This is a genomic window from Mycobacterium sp. pUA109, from assembly GCF_041287095.1.
Lineage (GTDB): Bacteria > Actinomycetota > Actinomycetes > Mycobacteriales > Mycobacteriaceae > Mycobacterium.
Window position 1 is genome coordinate 185315 of the sequence record NZ_JBGGKS010000007.1, and the last position, 21447, is coordinate 206761.

Below are 21447 nucleotides of genomic sequence, written 5' to 3' on the forward strand. Positions count from 1 at the left end.
GTAGGGGGCCGCGATGAGCTAATCGCGTCGTGGTGCTGAGCGTCAGGCTAACGGCAGGTGACAGTTGCGAACTCAGAAATGGAAGCCGCCGCCGTGGCCACCGCCCCCGAAGCCGCCGAACCCGCCGCCGTGACCGCCGCCACCGCCACCGAAGCCGGGGAACCCGCCGCCGTGACCGCCGCCGCCCAGGCCGGGGAAGCCACCGCCGTGGCCGCCACCGCCACCGAAGCCGGGGAACCCGCCGCCGTGGCCGCCGCCACCGCCGGGCAGACCGGGGATGCCCCCGCCGCCACCGCCGCCACCGGGCAAGCCGGGGATACCACCGTCATGACCACCACCACCGGGCAGACCGGGGATACCACCGTCATGACCACCACCACCACCGGGCAAGCCGGGGATACCACCGTCATGACCACCACCACCACCGGGCAGACCGGGGATGCCGTCGTTGCCGCCGCCGCCGGGGATGCCGGTGTCGCCGCCGCCGTGGCCGCCGCCGGGGTGTCCGCGCGGTGGCGTCCCCACCTGGGGAGGATCAACGTCCGGCAGACCGGGGATCTGGATACCCGGGATCGGGACCACGACCGGGGGCGGCGGTGCCGGCCGCGGGGCGGGCACCTGCACCGGCACGGGGACCGGCACCGGTGCGACCACCGGCGGTGGTGCCGGCGCGGGAGCTTCGGGGGCCGGCGGCGCGACCGCTACCGGGGGCGGGGCCGGCGCGGGTGCCTCCGGCGCCGGCGCGGGCGCGGCGGCGGGCGGTGGCGCGGGTGCCGCGGGCGGCACCTCATGGGCGGCCGGTGCGGGCTGCGGAATGGTCTCCACCGGTGGCGCCGGCGGCGCTGCCGGTGGCGGCGGGGGCGGGGCCGCCGTCGGAGCGGGCGCGGGCGCCTGCTGGGTCGGGACGACGATGTTTTGTCCGGGTTGGGGCCGCTGATTGGCCGTCGGGCGGATGCTGATCGCCAAGGTGATCACCAGGGCGGCCACGCCGACAATAAATAAGGTGCCCAGCGCGCTCCCGGCCAAAAGGAACGGTTTGCGCCCGGAGTGGGTCTCCTCGGGACCGAAGTTCAGCAGCCGAGAGTCGACCAGTTCCGAGTCGTCGGTGTAGGCCGGGATGTCCTCGTCGGGCAGGGGCAGATAGACGCTGCCGGTGGCGTCCTGCACGGCGCTGTAGGCCAGGGCGGAACCGCCTTGGGTGGCCTCGTAGTCGACGGGCGCGGGCGCGTAGGCGTACGCCAGGCTGATCATGTCCGCCGGCACCGCGCCGGTGCCGGGGTCTTGCGCCCAGGCCAGGGCCTGGGTGGACGAGGCGAACAACGGCGCGTTCGCGCTGGCCAACGCCGCACCACGGGCCAACGCCATATCCGGTTCTTCCGGGGCACTGACCGGCAGCGTCGTCGCCGCCTCCAGCGCCGGCTTGATCATCGCGACGTTGACCCCGGAGCCCACCACAAACAGCCCGTCCGGATGCGATTCGAGCCGGTCCGCGCTAGCGACCAGCCTGGCCATCTCGGCCACCGCGGTGTCGTCGTCGCCGGGCAGTTCACGCCGGTACACCTCGGTGATCGAGCCGTCGGCGGAGTCGACCACCGCCAGCGTCGCGGTGTCCGGCTCGACGAACAACAACCCGGTCCTGGCGTAACGGGTGGCGTTGCCCACCTCCTGGGCCAGCGCCGCGGCGGCCAAAAACGCGGACACCAGCATCACGTTCTCGATCTTGTGATGCGCCAGCGCGTCGCGGAGCACAGCCGCCTGGGCCTGGTCGCTGAACGTCACCCCGGTCGACGCGAGGTGGTAACCGCCCTCCTGGGCACCTTCCCTGGTGCCCAAGATCGCGGCCACCACCTGATCGGGTGCCGCGGTAGTTGAGGCGGTGACATCACGACTGGTGACATCGAAATCGTCCTGGTCGACGGTGACCCCATCGGCGTTTTCGCCTTCGACCAACACCATGCGGACCGTCGAGGGTGCCATCGACACCCCGAGAACGATGTCCACCACACCTCCCCGAACGGTAGGTTAACTCCAGACAAACACTTAGTTTAGCTTAGTTATCTACATTTTAGAAGTGGATTCCTGGGATTGGGATGGGAATCGGGATCCCCGGCGGCCCACCACCGTGGCCGCCACCATGACCACCGCCGTGACCGTGACCGCCACCGGGACCCCAGCCGCCACCACCGCGCTCCCAGCCACCGCCACCGCGACCAGGCGGCGGCCCGCCAACCGGCGGTCCACCCGGCAGGCCGGGGATCTGGATCTGCGGAATGATCGGCGGCATGGCCGGCGGCGGCGGGGGCGGCGCCGCCGGCGGCGGCGCGGGGACCGGCACCTGGATCGGGGCCGGGGCGGGTGCCTGCGGGACGGGCGCCGGGGCCTCAGGAGCTGGTACCGAGGCCTGCTCGGGCGCCGGAGCCGGTTTCTGCACCGGTGGCGGGGCCGGCGCCGGAGCCTTCCGCGGCGCTTGGTGGGCCGGAACGACCACGTTGCCCCCCGCATTGGGTCGCTCGGTGGCCGTCGGCCGCATGGTGACCGCCAGCGTGATCGCCAGGGCGACCACCCCGACAAGGAACAGGGCCGCCACACTGCCGGCCACCAGGAACGGTTTGCGCTCGAGCTCGTGCTCGGCGGTGCTGAAGTCCAGCAGGCGGGAGTCGACGAGCTCGGGGTCGTCGACGACGGGCATACCTTCCGAGATGGGCAGGTAGCCGCTGCTGGGGTCGTCCGTGACGGCGCTGTAGGCCAGGCCGTCGCCCTGGGTGGCGTCGTAGTCCGGCGAGGCCGCGGCGACGTAGGCATAGCCAAGCTCGGCGGCGCTGCGGTCCACCTGACCGGTGCCGGGATCTTGCGCCCAGGCCACGGCCTGGGTGGAGGAGGCGAACAGCGGGGCGTTCGCGCTGGCTAGCGCCGCGCCCCGCGCCAACGCCATATCCGGTTCCTCCGGTGCGCTGACCGGTAGCGTGGTGGCGGCCTCCAGCGCCGGCTTGATCATCCCGACGTTCACCCCGGAGCCCACCACAAACAGCCCGTCCGGGCGTGACTGCAGCCGGTCCGCCCCGCCCGCCAACCGGGCCAACTCCGCCACCGCAGCGTCGTCGTCGCGGGGCAGTTCGCGGCGCTGCACCTCGGTCACCGAACCGTCGGCGGAGTCGACCACCGCCAGCGTCGCGCTATCGGGTTCGACGAACAACAAGCCGGTTTTGGCGTAACGGGTGGCGTTGCCCACCTCCTGGGCCAGCGCCGCGGCCGCCAGAAACGCCGACACCAGCATCACGTTCTCGATCTTGTGGTGCGCCAGCGCGTCCTGCAGCACCGCCGCCTCGGCGGGCGTGTTCCACGTCACACCGGTCGAGGCCAGGTGGTAACCGCCCTCTTGGGCACTCTCCTGGGTGCCGAGGATCGCCGAGATCACCTGATCCGATGCGGTGGTGATGGGTGGGGGCTGGTCACGGCCCGCGGCAATATCGAAATCATCGTGGTCGACGGTGACTCCGTCTGCGTTTTCACCCTCGACCAACACCATGCGGACCGTCGAGGGCGCCATCGACACCCCAAGAACGATGTCCACAACACCTCCAGGCAATTCACTAGCTAGCCGCAGATCTCATCGCCGGACGGCCGTCTGACCGTTACATCTACGTACTCAGCTGGACTTGATGAAGTTCTGGTACGAGCGCGAAGGCGTGGGCCCCCGCTGGCCCTGATATTTCGACCCTACCCGGCTGCTGCCGTAGGGGTGCTCGGCCGGGCTAGTTAATCGCAAAATGCACAGCTGGCCGATCTTCATGCCCGGCCACAGCGTGATCGGCAGGTTGGCCACATTGGACAGCTCTAAGGTGATGTGCCCGCTGAACCCCGGGTCGATAAATCCGGCGGTCGAATGGGTCAACAAGCCCAGCCGGCCCAGCGACGACTTGCCTTCCAGCCGGCCGGCCAGGTTGTCGGGCAGCGTGCACAGCTCCAGCGTGGAGCCCAGCACGAACTCGCCCGGATGTAAGACGAACGGTTCGCCGTCGGCGGGTTCCACCAGGGACGTCAGCTCATCTTGCTGTTTGGCCGGGTCGATGTGGGTGTAGCGGGTGTTGTTGAACACCCGAAACAGGCTGTCGAGGCGCACGTCCACGCTGGACGGCTGCACCAACGCGTCGTCGAACGGGTCGATGCTCAACCGTCCGGCGGCAATTTCCGCTCGAAGGTCGCGATCGGAGAGCAGCACCCGACGAGCGTATCCGCTCGGGTTGTTCTTCTCCGCCGAGCAGACGCAAACGCACCCGCGGGGACGGCGTGTCGGGGGCCTTTGCGTCTGCTGGCGGGGTGCACACCGCCGCGGCCCGCGGGTGCTACCCTTCGGAACGCTAGGCCGATGTAGTTCAATGGCAGAACATCAGCTTCCCAAGCTGAATACGCGGGTTCGATTCCCGTCATCGGCTCCACCGTTTCCCGAAGTCAGGGCGTTTTGCCCTGACCACCGTCGGAGGCGCAGACCACTACTTCGCTACCGGGCACCCGCCACGGCGTGACGCCGGCACCGCAAACGACTCCAGCTGGTAGCGCGCACCGAATTTGATCACCGATTCCACCCTCTTCTCCAGGCGGTCCCGTCGGCGCCAGTACTCCGGCCCCATGCGATCCTGCAGCTCCATCTCCTCGAGCTGCAGGCGCTCGTAGGTGAACGGATCCGTGCGCAGCCGCGCGGGCAGCACCCGCCACAGAATGCCCAGCACACCAGTGATGGCCCTGAACTCGAGGTGGTGCCGCCAGGTCAGCCGGTATCCCGAGGCGTCGGCGACCGCGGGGTGCATCGCGCTCGTCGAGCACACCTTGGTGAAATGCCCGGAGATGCCACGGATCAACAACCACAGCGGGGTGATCAACACCCGCACCGCCCGGGGCAGCAGCAACGTCGGCAGCGGCAGCTTACTGAGGTTCGCGTAATTCTCCCGCATGAACCGGTTAGGCCGCAGCTTGCTTCGCGCGAAGTCGTCGTAGCGCCGTTCAAACTCGGCCCAGTTCGCCGGCAGTTTCCCGGCCGCGCTGGGCAATTCCAGGTTGCTGTTCAGGTGCCGGAGGTATTGATACATCGCCTCGTTCTCGGCCGGCGTCGGACGATGCCCGGTGCACAACGGGAAGGTGGACATCACGAGGCGAACGCCGCTCATCGCGATCCAGATCCACAACTCCGGCGTCAAAGCGCTGTAGCGGACCCCTTGGTAGTCGCCGACGCCTTCTCCGTGCACCTCCCGGTGCATGTGCTTCAACCAATTCGCCGCGTCGGCGCGCTGCGCGGGATTGCCGAGAATGACCCCCACGCCGCTGAGACCGCTTCGGATCCCCCGATCGGTGAAGTTTTCGGCGAACCGTCCCGTCGCATCGACGGCCGCCGCGACCGGCACCAAGGCGACCTCATCGAAGGCAGCGCCGGGAAACAGTGCCGCAAACGGACTTCCGATATGCATGCGAAAGTCTCTCATCACCTCCGGCCGAAGGCCCGGCCCCCGCAACAGCAACGGGCCGTCGTCGATGAGGCGGTCGGCCTGCTGGGCAGACGGGTTGTTCCGCACAGCATCGACTGACATCTTCCCTCCAACTCCTATGTCCGAACTGGACATCGCGGCACCCCTAGCCACAGTCGGCCCCCTGGCTTCGGCGGACGGCCGACGGCTCCCCCTTGTCATGCGCCGCGAAATCGGTCAGTTCGCGACCGCGCATGGCGTTGATGACCCGCTGGTGTTTGCGCGCGTAGTAGGCAAGCGGTGAGTACGTGATGCGCTCCGGGAGAATCCGGATGGCGAGCCGGTACACTGCGAAAAGCCGCCGCAGATAACGGTCGTCGCGCTTCGACCAGTCGACGCCCAGGATGTCGCGCACCCGTTGGTCCATGGCGCCGAAGGTCAGCGCAAACATCAGCCTCGACATCGGCGCCATCAGCCGCTTCAAGAAGGCCACCACCACACCCGAGGGCACCCACGACGGGAGTCGTTGCGCCACATCGAGCTCATCGAGGGCCGCGGCCGGGTCGGTCAGCTTGCCGAGGTTCTCCGCGATCGCGGGGTGATTGATGAGAACCTCGTCGACCATCCGGTCGTAGTACTCCCAGAACTCGCGGCGGGTCCTCGGGTAGCCGCGTTCGGGAACCTGGGTGATGCGCGCCAGCAACACATTGTCCTGGAAGAACTGCTCGTCTTCTTCGTCGGTGATGTCCCGCCCGAGGAACAGCGGCGCGACACGTATCGTCGTTGCGTACGCCGTGGCGATCACCCAGGCGTACGCCTGCGGATCGAGTGCACTGACGTGCTTGCCGTGCCGGTCGCCCGTCTCGCCGGTCATCTGCAGCGGCTGATGCATCTTGCGCAACCAGTAGCCCTGCTCGATCGCGGCCTTGCCGCCAAACATCCACTGCTGGACGGCATCAAATGACCGGATGGCCCTTCCGCTGGGGTCACGGTCGGCCACCGAGTAGCGGTCGGTCACGTCACCGATCACCGGATGCATTCCCTGCATGATGAATGCGGCACCCACCGCCGGCAGATACAGCCACTGCCCGCCCAGCGTGCAGGTGATTCCGAGGGGATCCATGAGCTCCGGCACCGGCTGTGTCCAGCCGCGAGATTCCGGATCGCCGGGTTTGCGCTGAGATACCGGCGGGTCTGCCACAGCTGTCACGAAGAGCCTCCTGTGTCACGACAGGAACGTCCTGCACCGTCGCCAGGCAGGCTAACCTGACCTTTAGGTCGCATATAAGTCTTGTTGGGAGGACCGTGTGACGAAGGGAAGTCCCAGGTCAACGCTGCGTAAGGTGCCGCAGCAACACCGTTCCCGCGAAATGGTCGCAAAAATTGTCGCGGCGACGAGCGATCTGCTGCGGGCCGAGGGCCCCGAAGCTGTCACCACCAACCGGGTTGCGGAGATCACCGGTATCAGCAAAGGCTCGATCTACCAGTACTTCCGAACCAAGGAAGACATCATCGTCGCGGCCATCCGGGACACCGCCGAACGCCAGACGCCGACCGTGCGCGCCATGCTGACCGAAATTGCGCTTGAGCCCCCACGGGAAATGATCGACGCTGCGATCGACATCCTGATCGCGTTCAGCACCGACAACGCCGCCACCATCCGATATCTGGCGAAATACCCGGAGTTTTCGCGCGAGGTCGAGCCCGACTCGGATATGCCGATGCTCATGCAGACGATGGTCACCATGCACGTGCGGCAGTACCGCGATCAGTATCGGCCCGATCTCGAGCCGGAGAACATCGCCTGGCTCTTCATCAACTCGGCAATCGCCACCACGCTGCTGTACTTCGAATCCTCGCGCCGCATCGACCTGCAACAGTTCCGGATGGGGCTCAAACACATGGCGTACGGACTGCTGGCCGACGGCGCTACCGCCGACCACCGCTGACCACGATTCCCGCCACGGGTCAGCAGGCTTAGCCCGGCGCGTCCGGGCACAGGTTGTCCCGCAGAATCGACAGGAACACCCCGGGGTCCAGTTGCGGGAACTCCGCGGCGACGTCCTCGGGCGGCACGCCTCGGCGCAGTTCGCCGCACATCCGGTGGCCATCGCGCACCACGTACGGTTCGGCGTCCTTGTGGATCCAGATGCCCGCCGCGCGCAGGCCCCCCAGGTAGTTGTAGTCATCGGCGTGCGCGGCGCCAGCGCCGGTGAACAGGTCGCCGACGGCCAGGCCGAGGGCGGCGACACCGACGACGATGCTGGTCCGGAGCGTGTCCATCGCTATATTGTCGCCGCCGGGCCCGAACCTTGCGGGCGAAACGACCTCATCGGCCCGTCCAGGCACCGCGCCGCGGGCAGCACCCGCATTCGCTCCCCGCCGGTGATGTCGCATGCGATATCCGTTTCGAGAAGGCACCAGTCCCCCAGCCAGGGACTGCAGGGGCCGATGAGACCACAGAGGCTGGCGAGGTTAGAAGGCGGGCCCAGCCACTACCAGACCCGGATCCAGTCGACCAGCATCTGCGCCGGGTAGCTGCCACCGGATGGGTCCCCGCCGCCGGACCCGGCCACCGCGAGGTTGAGCACCGGGTACACGGTGTAGCCGGGGTTGTTGAACGGCCAGTCCCCGATCGAATTCGCCGGCACGGTGAAGTACGGCTGCGCGCCGTCGGTGTAGTCCTGCCAGAAGCGCATCCCGGCGTCATCCCATTGGCAGCGCCAGGTGTGCCAGGCGCTGTCCAGCGCGATGTTGTGGGTCGCCCACTCCGAGCCGTTGGGCATGGTGTGCACGGTGGTCGCCGACGGCCAGCTGCCGTTGCCGTACCACTCGACCACGTCGATTTCGCCGCGGTCGTCGTTACCCAGCCACCAGGCCGGCCAGCAGCCGGGGGTCAGGCAGTCCAGCTTGATCCGCGCTTCCCAGGTGTGCCCGATGCCGCCCCGCCACCGGCTTTGGAGCTTGCCGCTGTAGAAGGTGGGGCCGTCCTTGGCGGCGTGGATGACCAGGTTGGACTTGCCGTCGAGGAACACGTTGCGCCGGTCGTCGCGGTATTGCCCGACGTTCTCGGGTAGCTCCCAGTACGTCGGGTCCTTCATGGTTTCCCGCGCCCGGGCCACCGCCCACTTCGCCCCATCGGGGGCCGAGCCGGCCGGGCCGTCGAATTCGTCGTGGAACAGATAGTTCACCGAGCCGCCGTTCCCGGGCGGCGCGGCAGGCGCCGACGGGTGCGCGCGTGCCTCCGGGAGGGGGATCGCGGCGGCCAGCGCGCCGAATCCCGCCATCAACATCAGGCTGCGTCGATCCATCTCAGGCACAGACCGAATGAAACCATGCGACGGAGGTGGCGCGCATCCGGCGCCGCCGCGCCCGTCGTCCCCGCTCAGCGGACATAGACCTCTCCACCGGTGGGGTATCCGCCGCCGTGGGTGGTGATGTGGACGTGGTCGTAGTGGCCGTAGCCGGATCCTTGCGGGCCGTTGGGCGTGTAGTAGGTGCCCCGCCAGATGGCGTCCTGCAGGTCGAAGCGCTCGGTGTTCTTCAGCGCGAACGCGACGATCTCGTTGCCCAACTCGATGCCCTCGGCGCTGCTCGGGTTGGGGATCATCACGTCGATCGCCAACCCGTTGGGATGCCATTTGAGCGCGTCGGGCCGCACGCCGCCGATCTGATGGATCTCCGGGAACGCCGCACTGATGCTGCGGGCAGCCAGAATCGTCTTGACCTGCAGGCCGCGCTCGGAGGCCACCCCCACCGGCAGCAGCCGCGGAGCCTCATGGGTGACCACCCGCCACCGCGAGGCCGGCATGGCCTGGTCGGGATCGGGTCCCATGCCGGGCTGCCCGCCGAATTGCGTCGCCACCATCCCCCGCGGCGCCGCGGAGACCAGCTGTATGCAGCACGGCGCCACGTCCTGAGCAATCGGCTCGGCGGCCTTCTTGACCGGGTGTGCATGCGCGCTGCCGCCGACGGCAAAGAAAACGGCCCCCGAGGCGAGGGCTGCAGCCGTGAGGGCGGGTGACTTTCGTCGCTTCCTGGCTAATTCGTGCCTCCCCACGGGGAACCACCATACGGGCAACCCCGCGAATAATCACAATCTCATAACGAACCCTCAGAGCGGCGGCGGTGGGTGCTCGGTGGGGGTGATCGGCCGCCATCCAGCTATCCCGGCTGGTCAGGTGCGGTTTGCGGGCACGGGGACGCCCAGCTAAGAAGCCGATGCTCCGATCCCATCTCTTAGGCGCCGTTGAACTAGCCGGCCTAGCCTCCCCCTGGGAGCCGCTGCCCTCATCCGAGGCCGCTCACCCGATCCGAGGAGAACGCGTGATCCGCCTGGTCTGCCTGGACATGGCGGGGACGACCGTGCACGACGCCGGCGTGGTGACGCGCGCCGTCGACCGAGCATTGACCGCGGCGGGCCTGCGAACCGGCTCGTCGGCCTTCACCAACGCCGCCGCCTACGCCCGAGACGCCATGGGTCAGTCCAAGATCGAGGTGTTCCGGGCGGTCTTCCCCGGCGACGAGACGCGCGCCCAGACGGCCAACGCCGCCTTCGAATCCGCCTACCTGCACCTCGCCACCGACGGTCTGGCACCGATTCCGAGGGCCGCCGAGACCATCGTGAAATTGCGCGGGTCCGGGTGCGCGGTCGCACTGACCACCGGGTCCTCCCCGCACATCCGCGACCACATCATCGACATTCTGGGCTGGCGCGACCTGGTTGACCTGACGCTGTCACCGGAGGACGCCGGGCGGGGGCGGCCCTACCCCGACATGCTGCTCACCGCGCTGCTGCGCACCGGGACCGCGTCCGTCGCCCAGATCGCCGCCGCCGGCGACACCATCAACGACCTGTGGGCGGCCAGCCAGGCCGGCGCCTCAATCGTCGCCGCAGTCCGCACCGGCAGCCACGGCGACGCGGAATTCGTGCACGCCCCGCACACCCACATCCTCGACAGCGTCGCCGACCTGGCCGCCGTGATCGACGAACACAACGGCCGGGAACTGCGCTGCCCGCCGGAGGCCAGGTAGCGGACCATCAGGCCCCACCGGAAATCCGTTTGCGCTGGTGGCGCGCCTGAGCGCGGTTGTCGGCGGCGCCCGATACGATGCGGCGCATGAGCTTGAGTGCGCAGACGCCGCCGAGCTTTTCCGTCGTCAAACACGACCGCGGCCAAGACTATGCGGCGCTGCTGAAAAGCTCGGCGCTCATCCTCGGCGACGCGCATCAGGTGCTGTCCGCGATGCCGGAGGGCTGCGTGCAAACCGTCGTCACCTCGCCGCCGTATTGGTCGCTGCGCGACTACGGGATCGACGGCCAAATCGGGTTGGAGGACTCGGTTTACGCCTTCATCGACGCGCTCGCCGAACTGTTCGAGGAAGTGTGGCGGGTGTTGCGCGATGACGGGACGATGTGGCTCAACATCGGCGACTCCTACACCAGCGGCGGCCGGACCTGGCGCGCCCCGGACAAGAAGAACGTGGCGCGGGCGATGAGCGTGCGGCCCCCGACACCGGACGGCCTCAAGGCCAAGGACCTGATCGGGGTGCCGTGGCGGTTGGCACTCAACCTGCAAGAACGCGGCTGGTATCTGCGGTCGGACATCATCTGGAACAAGCCGAACGCCCAACCGGAATCGGTGACCGATCGGCCCACCCGCAGCCATGAATACGTGTTCTTGTTCTCCAAGTCCGAGCGGTACAAGTACAACGTCAAAGCGGTCGAAGGGCCCAACGGTCGGCGGCTGCGCAGCGTGTGGGACGTCAAGACCCAGGCGTACCGGGCGGCCAGCGGGCACTTCGCCACCTTCCCGCCCGCGCTGATCGAACCGTGCGTGACGCTCAGCAGCGACGAAGGCGACCTGGTGTTGGACCCGTTCATGGGGTCGGGCACGTCGGCCCTGGTGGCCGGGACGCTGAAACGCCGTTTCGCCGGGGTCGAGTTGAACCCGGACTACCTGGAGATGGCCCGCAACCGGCTCACCGCGCACGGCTTCGAGATCGAAACCTAGCCGGCGCCCCATCCTGGCCATGTTCACCTTTCCGCCGCCCGAACGGCAGATCTATGTCCACGAAATCCTGGTCAAGGCGCGCCATTCGGTGCTGCACGACACCGTGCGCGCGGCCGCCAAGACGATTCCGCCGGCCGCGCTGAGCACCGAGATGATGACCTACGCCCCGCATCCCGGGCTGCAACTGCTGCAGGGCAGCAACATCCGCGACGAGCTGGTGTTCGCCGTCCCGTCGGTGCTCACCGCCGCGCCGGCCGCGCTGGGCTACTACCGGCTGCTGCTCGGCGTCAGCCAGAAACTGTTCTACAAGACCGCCACCGGACTCAACGTCTTCAAGAGCATGGAAGAACGCGGGATCGTCGGCCCGCGCGCCGCGCCGCTGATCGCCGACCTGTGCCGCGAACTCAACATCGAGATCTCCGCGCTGATCACCGGCCTGAGCCCGGGTTTGACCGCCGCCGACGTCGAGCAACTGCCGCTGATGATGCTGGGTGCGCAGGCCGACGGGTCGTGGCGCACCCAGATCGGCGAGAAGGCCACCAAGGGCGTCTACGAGGTGCTCAAGTCGGTGATCAAAAGCCATGGCGTGCAGTACGGCGACATCGGGCCGTCGCTGAGCCTGCAGAACAAGGCCGGGCGCACCGTCACGCTGGCGCTGGCCGCCGACCCCGACGTGGTGATCACCGAAACCGTCAACGATCAGGAGTTCCTCAAGGTCGCCATCGAGATCAAGGGCGGCACCGACGTCTCCAATGTGCACAACCGGGCCGGGGAAGCCGAGAAAAGCCACCAGAAGGCCAAGGGCCGGGGCGCCACCGACTTTTGGACCATCATCAGCAAGACCACCAGTCAGCTGGACGTGTTGAAGAAGGAGTCACCGACCACCAACCAGTGGTTCGACGTCGAACAGGTGCTGCAGCGCTCGGGCGCCGATTGGCAACGCCTGATCAACCACGTCCTGGTCGCGATGGGGATCTAGGCCTCGGCAGCGCCCCCGGTGTCGTCGGAATCGTCGAGCACGCTGGCCGCGATCCCGTACGGCAAGAACCGCACCCGCCGTGTGGGGTCGGTGTTGCGCTGGTTGGCCCGCAACGCGTCGAGTTCGGTGGCGTACACCTCTTCGACGTGGGCGCCGCCGCCGTCGTCGACGGTGTAGATCGCCCACACGCCGTCGCCGGCCTCGCCGGCCGTCGCGGGCCCGCCGCGGGATTTGCGGGCCCAATCCTCGAACACCGCACTCCAGCCCGCCCGGTCGCCGGGCACCGTGAAGAAGCGTCCGAGGCGCCCCACGGCGTCGCGCAGGCCGTCGCTGGCCTCGCGGATCACCCGATCGAAGTCCTCGGGATCGAATCCGAACCCATGCTCGTCACTCATCGCAGCCCTCCTGGCAGGTAGTCACCGGTGACACCAGTGTGCGCGCCGCTGTCGATCCGGTCACGGTGCCGGCGGGGGCGGCGGGTTGAGCGGGATGGGCACCGACACGAACGGCAGATGCAGCCACATGGTCATCGGCGGCATCTGCGGCAGTTGCGGCGCCGGGGGCGGTGGCGGGGCGGCCGGCTCGGGTGGGGGCGCCGGCGGGGCGGCCGGCTCCGGCGCGGGGCTGGGCGCCGCGGCCGGGGGCGGCGTATAGGCCGGGGCGCGGTGCACCGGTTGCGGCGGGATGGTCCTGGGGACCGCGGCGGGCGGCGGCGTATACGCGGGCGTCGGAGGCGGCGTATAGGCGGGTGCCGGCGGCGGCGTATAGGCCGGAGCCGACGGCGGGGGCGGCGGCGACGCCGACGGGGGCGGGGCGGGCTGCGGCGCCGGTGCCCGCTGGGTCGGGGCGATGACGTTGCCGCCGGCGTTGGGCCGCAGGTTCGCCGACGGGCGCATCTCGGAAGCGAGCGCGACCACCAACGCGACCACCCCGATCACGACCAGCGTCACCAGTGCGCTGCCGGCCAGCAGCAGCGGTATCCGCCGCTGCTCGTCCACATCGAAGGCGGTGGTCTGCGCCTCGTCCTCGTCGCCGACGGCGCTGTAGGCCAGCGCGTCGTCGTAGTCGTCCCGGCCGGCCGGGACGTACGCGTACTGGAGGTTGGCCAGGTTCTTGTCGACTTCGCCGGTGCCCGGATCCCGAGCCCACGCGACCGCCCGCGTCGACGATGCAAACAGCGGCGCCTGCGCGCTGGCCAGCGCCGCACCCCGCGCCAACGCCATTTCGGGCTCTTCGGGGGCACTGACCGCCAGCGAGGTCGCCGCCTCCAGGGTCGGCTTGATCATCGCGACGTTCACCCCGGAGCCCACCACGAAGACGCCGTCGGGGTCCGAATCCAGCCGGTCGATGCCGGCGACCAGCCCGCTGAGCTCGGTCAGGGCATCGTCGTCGTCGCCGGGCAGCACCCGATGATGCGCCTCGAGGATCGAACCATCCGAGGAATCGACCACCGCCACCGTCGCGGCGCTGGGTTCGACGAACAGCAACGCGGTGCGCTCCTGGCCGAGTGCCCCGCCCACCGTTTGGGCCAGCGCGGCGGCGGCCAAAAACGCCGACACCAGCATCACGTTCTCGACTTTGTGCGCGGCTAGCGCATCGCGCAGCGCCGTGGCCTGCGCCTGGTCGGTGACCGTCACCCCGGCCGAGGTCAGCCGATACCCGCCCGCGCGGGCGCTTTCCCGGGTGCCCAGCACCGCCGAGACCACCCGGTCGGTGGCCGCCGCGGCGTCCTCGACGGTGAAGTCGTCCTGGTCGACGGTCACACCGTTGGCGTTCTCGCCCTCCACCAGCACCAGCCGGACGGTCGGCGGCGCCAGCGACACCCCAAGAACGATGTCCACAACACCTCCCACGCGTGGCGAGCCCACAGCCGGGGAGTCCGCTGCCGGTTACCGCCTAGGAGATGTGCTGATGTTGATCACGTTCCGACCAGGCGGCGCGAATCCCCGCTGACCCGGTGTCCACAACCCTACGCGCCCACCGTGCCGGGGCCGCGTGGTCACGGATATCCGCCGTACGAGCCCCCTCCAGGGGGGTTAATGAACGGATTCTGCTGCTGCGGCGCCTGATTCTGCGGCACCTGTACCGGGATCGGCACCGGCACGAAAGGCAGCGTCAGATAGTCCGTCGTCATCGGCACACCAGTGGTCGTGGTGGTGGTGGACGTCGTCGGCGGTGTGGTCGTGGTGGTCGTCGTTGGCGGTGTGGTGGTCGTGGTGGTTGTCGTAGTGGGCGGTTGGGTCGTCGTGGTGGTCGGCGCCGGTCGAGCCGTCGTCGTCACCGGCGCCGGCGGCGGAGGCGGGGGCGGCGGGGGCGGCGGCGGGGGTTCCTCGCTGGTGGCCGGCATTTCGCTGGGCGGTGGTGGCGCGATCGTGCTCGGTGGCGGCGGCTGGGTGCTGGGCGGAGCCGGCACGGTGGTGTTGGTGGGGGTGGTCGGAGCCTCGGTGTGGCTGGAGTTGGCCAGCGTGTAGGCCACCCCGCCGATCGCGGCCGCGGCCGCCAGGGCGCCCACCGCGAAGACCAGTCGGGGCAGGCCGGAGCCGCGCCGAACTTCCGGCAGCCGCGACGGCACCTCGTAGGGAGCCGCCGGCCGGGCGTCGACGTCGACGGTGTAGGGCTCACCGACATACGGCACCGGTTCGTCGGCGTCGTCCTCCTGCGACCAGGCCAGCTCCACCTTGCGCGGCGCCGTCTCGGCGAACTCGTCGAGACCGCCGACCGGCGGCAGGCCCCCCAGGCCGGTGCTGGTCCCCGCCGGGGCGGCCAGCGCGGTCTGGGTCTGGGTATCCGCGGCAGCCATCACAACCCGCGTCGTTCCCTCTTCGTCGGCCCCGCGCGCGGCCATCACCGCGGCACCGACCGCGATGTCGAGTGCCGGGTGCTGGGAGGTCAGCACCGGCATCCGACGCCGCGACGACAGTCGCTGGGCGATCACCGGAATGCTGGCGCCGCCGCCGACAGCGGCGACCGCGGCAAGCTTGCTCCAGCGAATCGTGTTGCGTTCCAGCAGGTCTTCCAGCGCGCAGATGAGGCCGCTGAGCGGATCCTCGATCAGTTTCTGCAGCTCGTTGCGGGTCACCCGAACGCTGAGCTGGGCGCCGGGCAGGTCGGCGACCAGGTCGGTGGCCTGCTGCGCCGACAGCCGTTCCTTGGCTTTGGTGCACTCCTCTCGGAGTTCGGCGAGTTGCCCGACCGCCGCGGTGGCGCTCGGGTCGACCCCACCGGCGTCACCGATGCTGCTCATCACGTGGGCCAGCAGTGCGTCGTCGATACGGTCACCGGAAAACTCGGCGTAGCGGCGCGTTTCGTCGATCGGCTGGAATCCGGCGCCGGCGTCGGCCAGCGTGATGCTGGTGCCGCTGCCCCCGAAGTCCAGCAGCGCGATCACCCCGCGGGCCGGCAGGCCGCAGTCAGCGCGCAACGCGGTCAACGCCGCGGTGGCGTCCGACACCAATTGCGCGGGACCCCCTAGCGTCGACAGCCCGGCATGGGTGGCCAACGCATCCTGCAGCCTGGCGCGGGCCGCCGGTCCCCAATGCGAGGGCACGGCGAGCGCCAGTTGCGCGGAGGTGGCGTCGGCGCCGGTGGCGTTGACCATCGCGTCGATGGCCTCCACCAACAGCACGCTGGGATCGTGGATGGATCCGTCCGAGGCGGCCAACGGAATTGGGTCACCGACCCGTTCGACGAAACCAGTGACCACCGGTCCCGATTCGGTCAGGACCGGATTCTGTTCGGGTGCACCGATTTCGGGGGCGCGATGGGGATACAGAGTCAACATCGATCGGCGCGTGACCGGTGACTCTCCGACGCGCACCGCGACGAGGTTGGTGTTCCCAATCGACAACCCCAACGGGTCATACATATATCGCACACCTTGGGTCGACAATGGCTGGGGCGCGGTCAACGATAGCGGGAATGGCGGTGCGCCAACATTGGGCGTGCCATGTTGAAACCGGGTCGTTATCGTTTGGACGCAAAGCGAGCGCTCTCGCCGAACGTGCGCTGGTGGCGGAATTTTCGCGGATTTTCCGCCGTGGCTGCACGCTCGGCGCGTTGTCAGTGCTGAGGGTGCAAGAGTAGGCGGTACACGATGAAGCTCGGCGTCCCGACCACCGCCGACAACTCGGGGAACCGCTCGACCGCCGCCGGGGCCGGTTGCGGTTCGGCAACGCGCTCCACCACCAAGCCGGCGTCGGCGAATGCGTCGACGACGGCCGCCAGTGGCCGCCGCCAGAAATGCTGGGTGACTTCGACATCGGCTTTGCGCCAGGTGTCGCTGACCAGTTCGGTCGTGAAGTAGCCCCCGTGCTGGGTCGGCAGCGGCGGGGCGAACGGGTGGTCGACGGACAGCACCACCCACCCGTGGGGCCGCAGCAGCGCGGCGAAGGACCGCAGCGGCACAGCCCAGTCACGCAGGTAGTGCAGGGCCAGCGAGCAGGTGATGCCGTCGAATGTGCCGGCTGGTAGCGGCAGCGGCCGCGAGAAGTCCGCCACCGCGAAGGTGCCCCGCCCGTTGCACCGCTGGGCGGCCTGCTCCACCATCGCGGGACTCAGGTCGATCCCGGTCACCTGGGCACCTTCGTCGAGCAGCCACTCGCATTGCGCACCGGATCCGCAGCCGGCGTCCAGAATGTTCTTCCCGGCTAGCGGGCGCGGGATGAGCGCCCGTAGCGCTGGCCGCTCCAATAGCCCGTTGAAGGGACCGGTATCGGTGGTCGCGCTCCACACCGGGGCGAGCCGGTCGTAGGCGTCCCGGGTCAGCCGCAGATGCTCGGCGGGGTCGGTCGGTTTCCAGTTGTCGGCCATTGCCCGAGGGTGCCACGAGCGAGGTCTCGCCCGCGAGGTCACACCACGGTGAGCGGCAACGACTTGCGCGGCTGGAAGGCGAACGTCGACCCGGCGCTGACCTTGGCCACCGACACCTCGGGCAATTCTTTTGCAGCGGTGCCGGATTCGACCAGCTCAACGGTCCAGTCGGTGTCGGTGCCGGCGACCTGCACCTCGAGGTGCGGGTCCACCGCGGCGGCGATCGCCTGCAGCGGCGCCACGGAGCCCGGTGTGCACAGCGCAAGCCAGGCGTCGTCGTCGTGGGCCGGGGAGCGGTGCACCTGCAGCCGGGCACCGTCGACGTCGGCCCGCACATAACCGGCCGGGTTGAGCAGCGGGTGCAGCTCGAAGGTGCGCAGCGCGCCCGCGATGCCCGCGGGCAGCTTGAGCGCACGGTGGATGCGTTCGGCGCCCAGCCCGGCCAGGCCGGTCAGCTGGCGGGTGCCGACGTCGCGGGCCAGCGCGGCATCGTCGCCGGCGCGGGCCCGCACCGCGAGCGCAAACGACAGGTACAGCAGGTGCATCTGCAGGCAGACCTCGTCGGCCATCCGCACCAGCGCCGAATGCGAGTACGCGGCGAAGTCGAAGTCCGACAGCAGCGGACCCGCGTAGTCGGCCAGTCCCTCGTCGGTGCGGTCGATGGCGGCGAGTTCCCAGCCGGCGGCGCGGGTTTGGCGCACCTGATCCAGCGCCGGGATCCCCTCCACCGGCGGGTAGGACTCGTCGATGATCACCGTCCACGCGCAATGCGGCTGCCGGTCGGCGGGCTGGCGCGGCGGCCGGTGGATGGGCCGCATCTGGGCGCGTGGATTGGTGGCCACCGCGGTGGCGTCGAAGGTGGGGTCCTCGATGGTGTGGCACATGCCGAACACGTAGTCGTCGCCCATCGGTTCCACGTCGAGCAGCGCGCCGCAGTGGTCGAGCTGGAACTCGCCGTGCCAGCGGTCGTGGATGGTGTAGCGGAAGTCCATGAACTGCGGCGGGGCGCCGATGTCGAGCTGCAGCCCCTTGAAGATGGTGGGCACGTCGTCGCCCTCGAAGTTCAGCGCCCGCTGCATCCGCTTGGTGTAGATCGGGCTGGCGCCGGCCCACTCCTCGATGGCGATCTGCAGCATCTCTTCGCGGCCGAAGGACTGGATGCACCAGGCCATGCCGGAGCGGTCGATCATGTGCCCGATCAGCAGCAGCTCGGGCACCAACACCGACAGCTCGTCGCGCGACAGCGACGCATACCTGGATTCGCTCACCCGCCAAAAATAGAGCTGGCTATGTTATAAAGTCAACAATGTCTATTAGCGCAGGCCAGACGCCTAGCCGGGCGGCGATTCCCACCCGGCAGACCAGCGCGCCGCGCAAACGCGGGGACGACACCCGCGCCAAGATCATCGACGAAACGGTCCGCTGCGTGGTGGAGGAAGGCTTTGCCGCCGCGACCGCCAAGCACGTCGCCGAACGCGCCGGCGTGACCTGGGGCGTCATCCAGTACCACTTCGGGGATCGCAACGGCCTGCTGATGGCCGTCGTCGACGACGGGGTGGCCAAGCTGCTGTCCAGCTTGTCCGCCATCGACGTTGGTGAGGTGGCGCTGCCGCAGCGCATCGAGGCCGTCGTCGACACCGCCTGGTCCTGCTATTCCAGCCCCACCTCGCTGGCGGCGTTCGAGATCCTGCGCGCCACCCGAGGCAGCCTGGGTGAACGCTCGCACCGGCACCTGCTGGAGATGAACGACGCCATCGGGGAGCTGGGCCGGCTGATCTCCGACGACCCCGCCGATGCCGGTGTCGCCGAGGTGATTTGGGCGGCCCTGCGCGGTGTGGTGCTGGCGCAGATGATCATGGGCACCGCCATCGACTGGGCCCTGGAGCGGCGCGCGCTCATCGAGATGGTCACCCATTACCTGCGGCGGTGAGCCGGTCGGTCACCGCGACGACGCGCCGGGCCAGGTGATCGAGTGCGGCCAGGGTGTCCTCACCCGGTGCGGTTTTGTTGTCCGAACCGGTGACGTGGCTGACCCCGTACGGGTTGCCGTCGTTGAACTTGATCGGGTCGGTGTAGCCGGGCGGCACCAGGATGCCGCCGAAGTGCATCAGCGTGATGTAGAGGCTGAGCAGGGTGGACTCTTGCCCGCCGTGCGCAGTCTGCGACGAGGTGAACCCGGCGTACACCTTGTCGGCGAGTTTGCCCTGCGCCCACAGCCCGCCCAGGGAATCGATGAAGGTGCGCAGCTGCGACGACGGCGAGCCGAACCGGGTCGGCGAACCGAAGATCACCGCATCCGCCCACACGATGTCGTCGCCGGTCGCCGCCGGAAGATCTTTGGTGGCTTCGTAATTCGCCGTCCACGCCGGGTTCTTGGCGAATGAGGCCGGATCCCGGGTTTCGGCGACGTGGCGCAACCGCACGTCGGCGCCGGCGGCTTCGGCCGTCGTCGCGACCCGTTGCGCCATCGTGGTGTTGTGGCCGGTCGCCGAGTAGTAGATCACCGACAGCTTCGTCATCCTGGTCCTCCCAACTTCGTTGCTGCGGAAGCGTCGCGGCAACAACCCTTCGGCGCTCAGGTGCTACTTCCATCTTGCCCGAGTCGCCGAATCTCCTTATCAATGTTACGAACATGAATTGATTCGGTACCGAACATTGTTACGAACAGCGGACGAAGTTCCCTCAGTTCTGCACCAGCATCATCCGGGTCGCCCACTGCTACGAGCATTTGAGCGATAACAAATCGAGATTCGAGGATCTTCTGTGCCTCGTCCACGTTCGAGTTCGGGTCAGCGTTCTGCACGTAGAACCGGAGGTGGGGCAGCGCCGACTCTGGTTTCCCGGTTGCCGCGTACGCATGTCCGGCGTGGTAGGCGCAGTCGAGCACGTACGCGTCGTTCGGCAGAAGGTGGCGACGGTAGTCGCGACCGGCCGCGTCCAACAATGAGGCCGCACGAGTGTATTCGCCCGCGTAGAACAACGCTGCCCCAAGGAAATGTCGCAATCGGAGCCCCATGACAGCGTCATCCCCGGTCCGCTCAATAGCACCTTCGAGAAGCCTGATCGCCTCCGCGGGCCGGTCGTTATCCAGCAGCACGCCCACATTCGCCTTGAGCTGTTCGAACTCGCCAGAAGTGAGAGCCGAACGACCACTGGCGGCGTCGCGACGGGGAGCTGTGATCAACAGTGGCTTTCGGAACGGGCGGGTCGGGTCCCGGTCATCGACGCTCGACGCACTTTCCGAGACAAACGGCAATAACGTTTCGTAGACCTCAACCGCTGAGGGGCGCAACCGCGGATTCTTGTTCAACATCGACGTGACCAGGCGATCGAGCGCAAGCGGGATGTCACTGCGGCGGGGCCGCATCGACGGAGCAGCGGTTTGCAAGTGGTGAGCGCGCAGGGACGTGTCGTACGTGGCGTGAAACGGCACGTCACCCGTGAGCAGTTCGCACAGCAAGCAGCCCAGTGAGTAGATGTCCGACGTGGCGGTGACTACCTGCCCAAGACACTGCTCCGGCGACATATAGGCCGGGGTGCCGACCGTTCGGTCGACTTGCGTCAACCTCGGCAGCGCCGCGGCACCGCGCAGGATAGCTATCCCGAAGTCAAGGACCTTCACCAAGCCGCCGTCCACGATCATCACATTGGCCGGTTTGATGTCCCGGTGCACGATGTCGACGCGGTGGACATCCGCTAGGACCGCGGCCACTTGAGCAGCTATCGCGGCAGCCCAACCGAAACTCGGGGGCGCTACCTCGAAGTCAGCAGCGTCGAGCACCGATTCCAGCGTGGACCCGCGAAGCAGCTGCATGACCAGCCAAAGTGTCGAGGTGCCATCGGATTCGACTTCGACACCGCTGTCGTATACCGCCGGCGCACCTGGATGTTCCAGCCGCGCTGTGGTTCGGATCTCGCGAAGAAACCGCTTGCGGTCGCGTTCGCGCGAATCCAGAACCGCGACCGCCTCGGGACTGTTGGGCTCGTACTGATCGGCACCCACGGACGGTGGACGCAACAGCTTGATCGCTACTCGCCGGTCGAGGCGCTCGTCGTAGCCGACGAATACCTCGCTCATGCCACCACGGCCAAGCGAACCGTCAATTCGGTACCGTCCGACTAGCACCCGCTTCTCCGCCTGCGGTGGGGACTGGTCTGTCACTTTCTCTTGAACCCGTTGCGGCATCGG

At 68.5% G+C, this 21447-nt stretch carries 20 protein-coding genes and 1 tRNA gene; 6 read left to right on the top strand and 15 right to left on the bottom strand.

Annotation, left to right across the window (positions count from 1 at the left end; translation table 11 throughout):
* Positions 1–72: 72 nt before the first annotated feature.
* From ACAG26_RS10770 to dcd, 3 genes are all read right to left on the bottom strand, one after another.
* Positions 73–1983: a hypothetical protein gene (locus tag ACAG26_RS10770; RefSeq protein ID WP_370482122.1), complete on the bottom strand. Its 1911-nt coding sequence runs from the start codon at positions 1981–1983 to the stop codon at positions 73–75.
* A gap of 82 nt (positions 1984–2065) precedes the next feature.
* A complete protein-coding gene (locus tag ACAG26_RS10775) occupies positions 2066–3526 on the bottom strand; it encodes a hypothetical protein (RefSeq protein WP_370482124.1) in 1461 nt (486 codons plus the stop codon).
* A gap of 120 nt (positions 3527–3646) precedes the next feature.
* The gene (dcd, locus tag ACAG26_RS10780; protein ID WP_370481968.1) at positions 3647–4219 is read right to left on the bottom strand and encodes a dCTP deaminase; all 573 of its coding nucleotides are present in this window, start codon (positions 4217–4219) and stop codon (positions 3647–3649) included.
* A 143-nt stretch (positions 4220–4362) separates the two neighbouring features.
* Here dcd and ACAG26_RS10785 point away from each other — a divergent pair.
* Positions 4363–4436: transfer RNA gene (locus ACAG26_RS10785), tRNA-Gly, on the top strand.
* 54 nt (positions 4437–4490) lie between these two features.
* Here the strand turns inward: ACAG26_RS10785 and ACAG26_RS10790 are convergent.
* Both ACAG26_RS10790 and ACAG26_RS10795 read right to left on the bottom strand, forming a co-directional pair.
* Positions 4491–5579, bottom strand: coding sequence for an oxygenase MpaB family protein (locus tag ACAG26_RS10790; protein ID WP_370481970.1), 1089 nt, complete (start codon positions 5577–5579; stop codon positions 4491–4493).
* A gap of 43 nt (positions 5580–5622) precedes the next feature.
* Complete coding sequence (locus ACAG26_RS10795) at positions 5623–6657, bottom strand: oxygenase MpaB family protein (RefSeq protein ID WP_370481972.1); 1035 nt, start codon at positions 6655–6657, stop codon at positions 5623–5625.
* Positions 6658–6826: 169 nt separating this feature from the next.
* On the opposite strand from ACAG26_RS10795, the gene ACAG26_RS10800 reads away from it, so the two are divergent.
* Entirely contained in the window at positions 6827–7405 is a 579-nt protein-coding gene (locus ACAG26_RS10800; protein ID WP_370481974.1) for a TetR/AcrR family transcriptional regulator, read from the top strand.
* A 28-nt stretch (positions 7406–7433) separates the two neighbouring features.
* Here ACAG26_RS10800 and ACAG26_RS10805 read toward each other — a convergent pair whose 3' ends face one another.
* From ACAG26_RS10805 to ACAG26_RS10815, 3 genes are all read right to left on the bottom strand, one after another.
* Positions 7434–7739 (bottom strand): DUF732 domain-containing protein, encoded by a 306-nt coding sequence (locus ACAG26_RS10805; protein WP_370481976.1) that lies wholly within the window; start codon positions 7737–7739, stop codon positions 7434–7436.
* Positions 7740–7951: 212 nt separating this feature from the next.
* Positions 7952–8776, bottom strand: a complete 825-nt coding sequence (locus ACAG26_RS10810; RefSeq protein WP_370481978.1) for a 1,3-beta-glucanase — start codon at positions 8774–8776, stop codon at positions 7952–7954.
* A 65-nt stretch (positions 8777–8841) separates the two neighbouring features.
* A complete protein-coding gene (locus ACAG26_RS10815; RefSeq protein WP_370481980.1) occupies positions 8842–9516 on the bottom strand; it encodes a hypothetical protein in 675 nt (224 codons plus the stop codon).
* Between the two features lie 266 nt (positions 9517–9782).
* Here ACAG26_RS10815 and ACAG26_RS10820 point away from each other — a divergent pair, with 266 nt between their 5' ends.
* From ACAG26_RS10820 to ACAG26_RS10830, 3 genes are all read left to right on the top strand, one after another.
* Entirely contained in the window at positions 9783–10490 is a 708-nt protein-coding gene (locus ACAG26_RS10820; RefSeq protein WP_370481982.1) for an HAD family hydrolase, read from the top strand.
* Between the two features lie 86 nt (positions 10491–10576).
* A complete protein-coding gene (locus tag ACAG26_RS10825; protein WP_083341979.1) occupies positions 10577–11470 on the top strand; it encodes a site-specific DNA-methyltransferase in 894 nt (297 codons plus the stop codon).
* Positions 11471–11489: 19 nt separating this feature from the next.
* Positions 11490–12449 carry an XcyI family restriction endonuclease gene (locus ACAG26_RS10830; RefSeq protein WP_370481985.1) on the top strand — a complete coding sequence of 320 codons (960 nt, stop codon included), beginning with the start codon at positions 11490–11492 and terminating at the stop codon, positions 12447–12449.
* On the opposite strand, the gene ACAG26_RS10835 is transcribed toward ACAG26_RS10830, so the two are convergent.
* The 5 genes from ACAG26_RS10835 to ACAG26_RS10855 form a co-directional block, all read right to left on the bottom strand.
* Positions 12446–12844, bottom strand: a complete 399-nt coding sequence (locus tag ACAG26_RS10835; RefSeq protein WP_370481987.1) for a hypothetical protein — start codon at positions 12842–12844, stop codon at positions 12446–12448. The genes ACAG26_RS10830 and ACAG26_RS10835 overlap by 4 nt on opposite strands.
* 60 nt (positions 12845–12904) lie before the next feature.
* Complete coding sequence (locus ACAG26_RS10840) at positions 12905–14290, bottom strand: hypothetical protein (protein ID WP_370481989.1); 1386 nt, start codon at positions 14288–14290, stop codon at positions 12905–12907.
* Between the two features lie 158 nt (positions 14291–14448).
* On the bottom strand, positions 14449–16314 hold the full coding sequence (locus ACAG26_RS10845; protein WP_370481992.1) for an Hsp70 family protein: 1866 nt from the start codon (positions 16312–16314) through the stop codon (positions 14449–14451).
* Positions 16315–16508: 194 nt separating this feature from the next.
* Positions 16509–17180: a class I SAM-dependent methyltransferase gene (locus ACAG26_RS10850; protein ID WP_370482126.1), complete on the bottom strand. Its 672-nt coding sequence runs from the start codon at positions 17178–17180 to the stop codon at positions 16509–16511.
* A gap of 116 nt (positions 17181–17296) precedes the next feature.
* Positions 17297–18526, bottom strand: a complete 1230-nt coding sequence (locus ACAG26_RS10855) for a hypothetical protein (protein WP_370481994.1) — start codon at positions 18524–18526, stop codon at positions 17297–17299.
* A 38-nt stretch (positions 18527–18564) separates the two neighbouring features.
* Between ACAG26_RS10855 and ACAG26_RS10860 the strand changes: the two genes are divergently transcribed.
* Positions 18565–19188, top strand: a complete 624-nt coding sequence (locus tag ACAG26_RS10860; RefSeq protein WP_370481996.1) for a TetR/AcrR family transcriptional regulator — start codon at positions 18565–18567, stop codon at positions 19186–19188.
* Here the strand turns inward: ACAG26_RS10860 and wrbA are convergent.
* Positions 19166–19777 carry an NAD(P)H:quinone oxidoreductase gene (gene wrbA, locus ACAG26_RS10865; RefSeq protein ID WP_370481998.1) on the bottom strand — a complete coding sequence of 204 codons (612 nt, stop codon included), beginning with the start codon at positions 19775–19777 and terminating at the stop codon, positions 19166–19168. The genes ACAG26_RS10860 and wrbA overlap by 23 nt on opposite strands.
* Before the next feature lie 56 nt (positions 19778–19833).
* Positions 19834–21444 carry a protein kinase gene (locus tag ACAG26_RS10870; RefSeq protein ID WP_370482000.1) on the bottom strand — a complete coding sequence of 537 codons (1611 nt, stop codon included), beginning with the start codon at positions 21442–21444 and terminating at the stop codon, positions 19834–19836.
* Between the last annotated feature and the right edge of the window lie 3 nt (positions 21445–21447).

What these genes read in the sequence shown, in the direction of transcription:
- ACAG26_RS10775 (WP_370482124.1), bottom strand. Translation starts at nt 3,526, where the DNA reads ATGGTGTTGGTCGAGGGTGAAAACGCAGACGGAGTCACCGTCGACCAC.
- ACAG26_RS10790 (WP_370481970.1), bottom strand. Translation starts at nt 5,579, where the DNA reads ATGTCAGTCGATGCTGTGCGGAACAACCCGTCTGCCCAGCAGGCCGAC.
- ACAG26_RS10800 (WP_370481974.1), top strand. Translation starts at nt 6,827, where the DNA reads ATGGTCGCAAAAATTGTCGCGGCGACGAGCGATCTGCTGCGGGCCGAG.
- ACAG26_RS10805 (WP_370481976.1), bottom strand. Translation starts at nt 7,739, where the DNA reads ATGGACACGCTCCGGACCAGCATCGTCGTCGGTGTCGCCGCCCTCGGC.
- ACAG26_RS10825 (WP_083341979.1), top strand. Translation starts at nt 10,577, where the DNA reads ATGAGCTTGAGTGCGCAGACGCCGCCGAGCTTTTCCGTCGTCAAACAC.
- ACAG26_RS10830 (WP_370481985.1), top strand. Translation starts at nt 11,490, where the DNA reads ATGTTCACCTTTCCGCCGCCCGAACGGCAGATCTATGTCCACGAAATC.
- ACAG26_RS10835 (WP_370481987.1), bottom strand. Translation starts at nt 12,844, where the DNA reads ATGAGTGACGAGCATGGGTTCGGATTCGATCCCGAGGACTTCGATCGG.
- ACAG26_RS10845 (WP_370481992.1), bottom strand. Translation starts at nt 16,314, where the DNA reads ATGTATGACCCGTTGGGGTTGTCGATTGGGAACACCAACCTCGTCGCG.
- ACAG26_RS10860 (WP_370481996.1), top strand. Translation starts at nt 18,565, where the DNA reads ATGTCTATTAGCGCAGGCCAGACGCCTAGCCGGGCGGCGATTCCCACC.
- wrbA (WP_370481998.1), bottom strand. Translation starts at nt 19,777, where the DNA reads ATGACGAAGCTGTCGGTGATCTACTACTCGGCGACCGGCCACAACACC.
- ACAG26_RS10870 (WP_370482000.1), bottom strand. Translation starts at nt 21,444, where the DNA reads ATGCCGCAACGGGTTCAAGAGAAAGTGACAGACCAGTCCCCACCGCAG.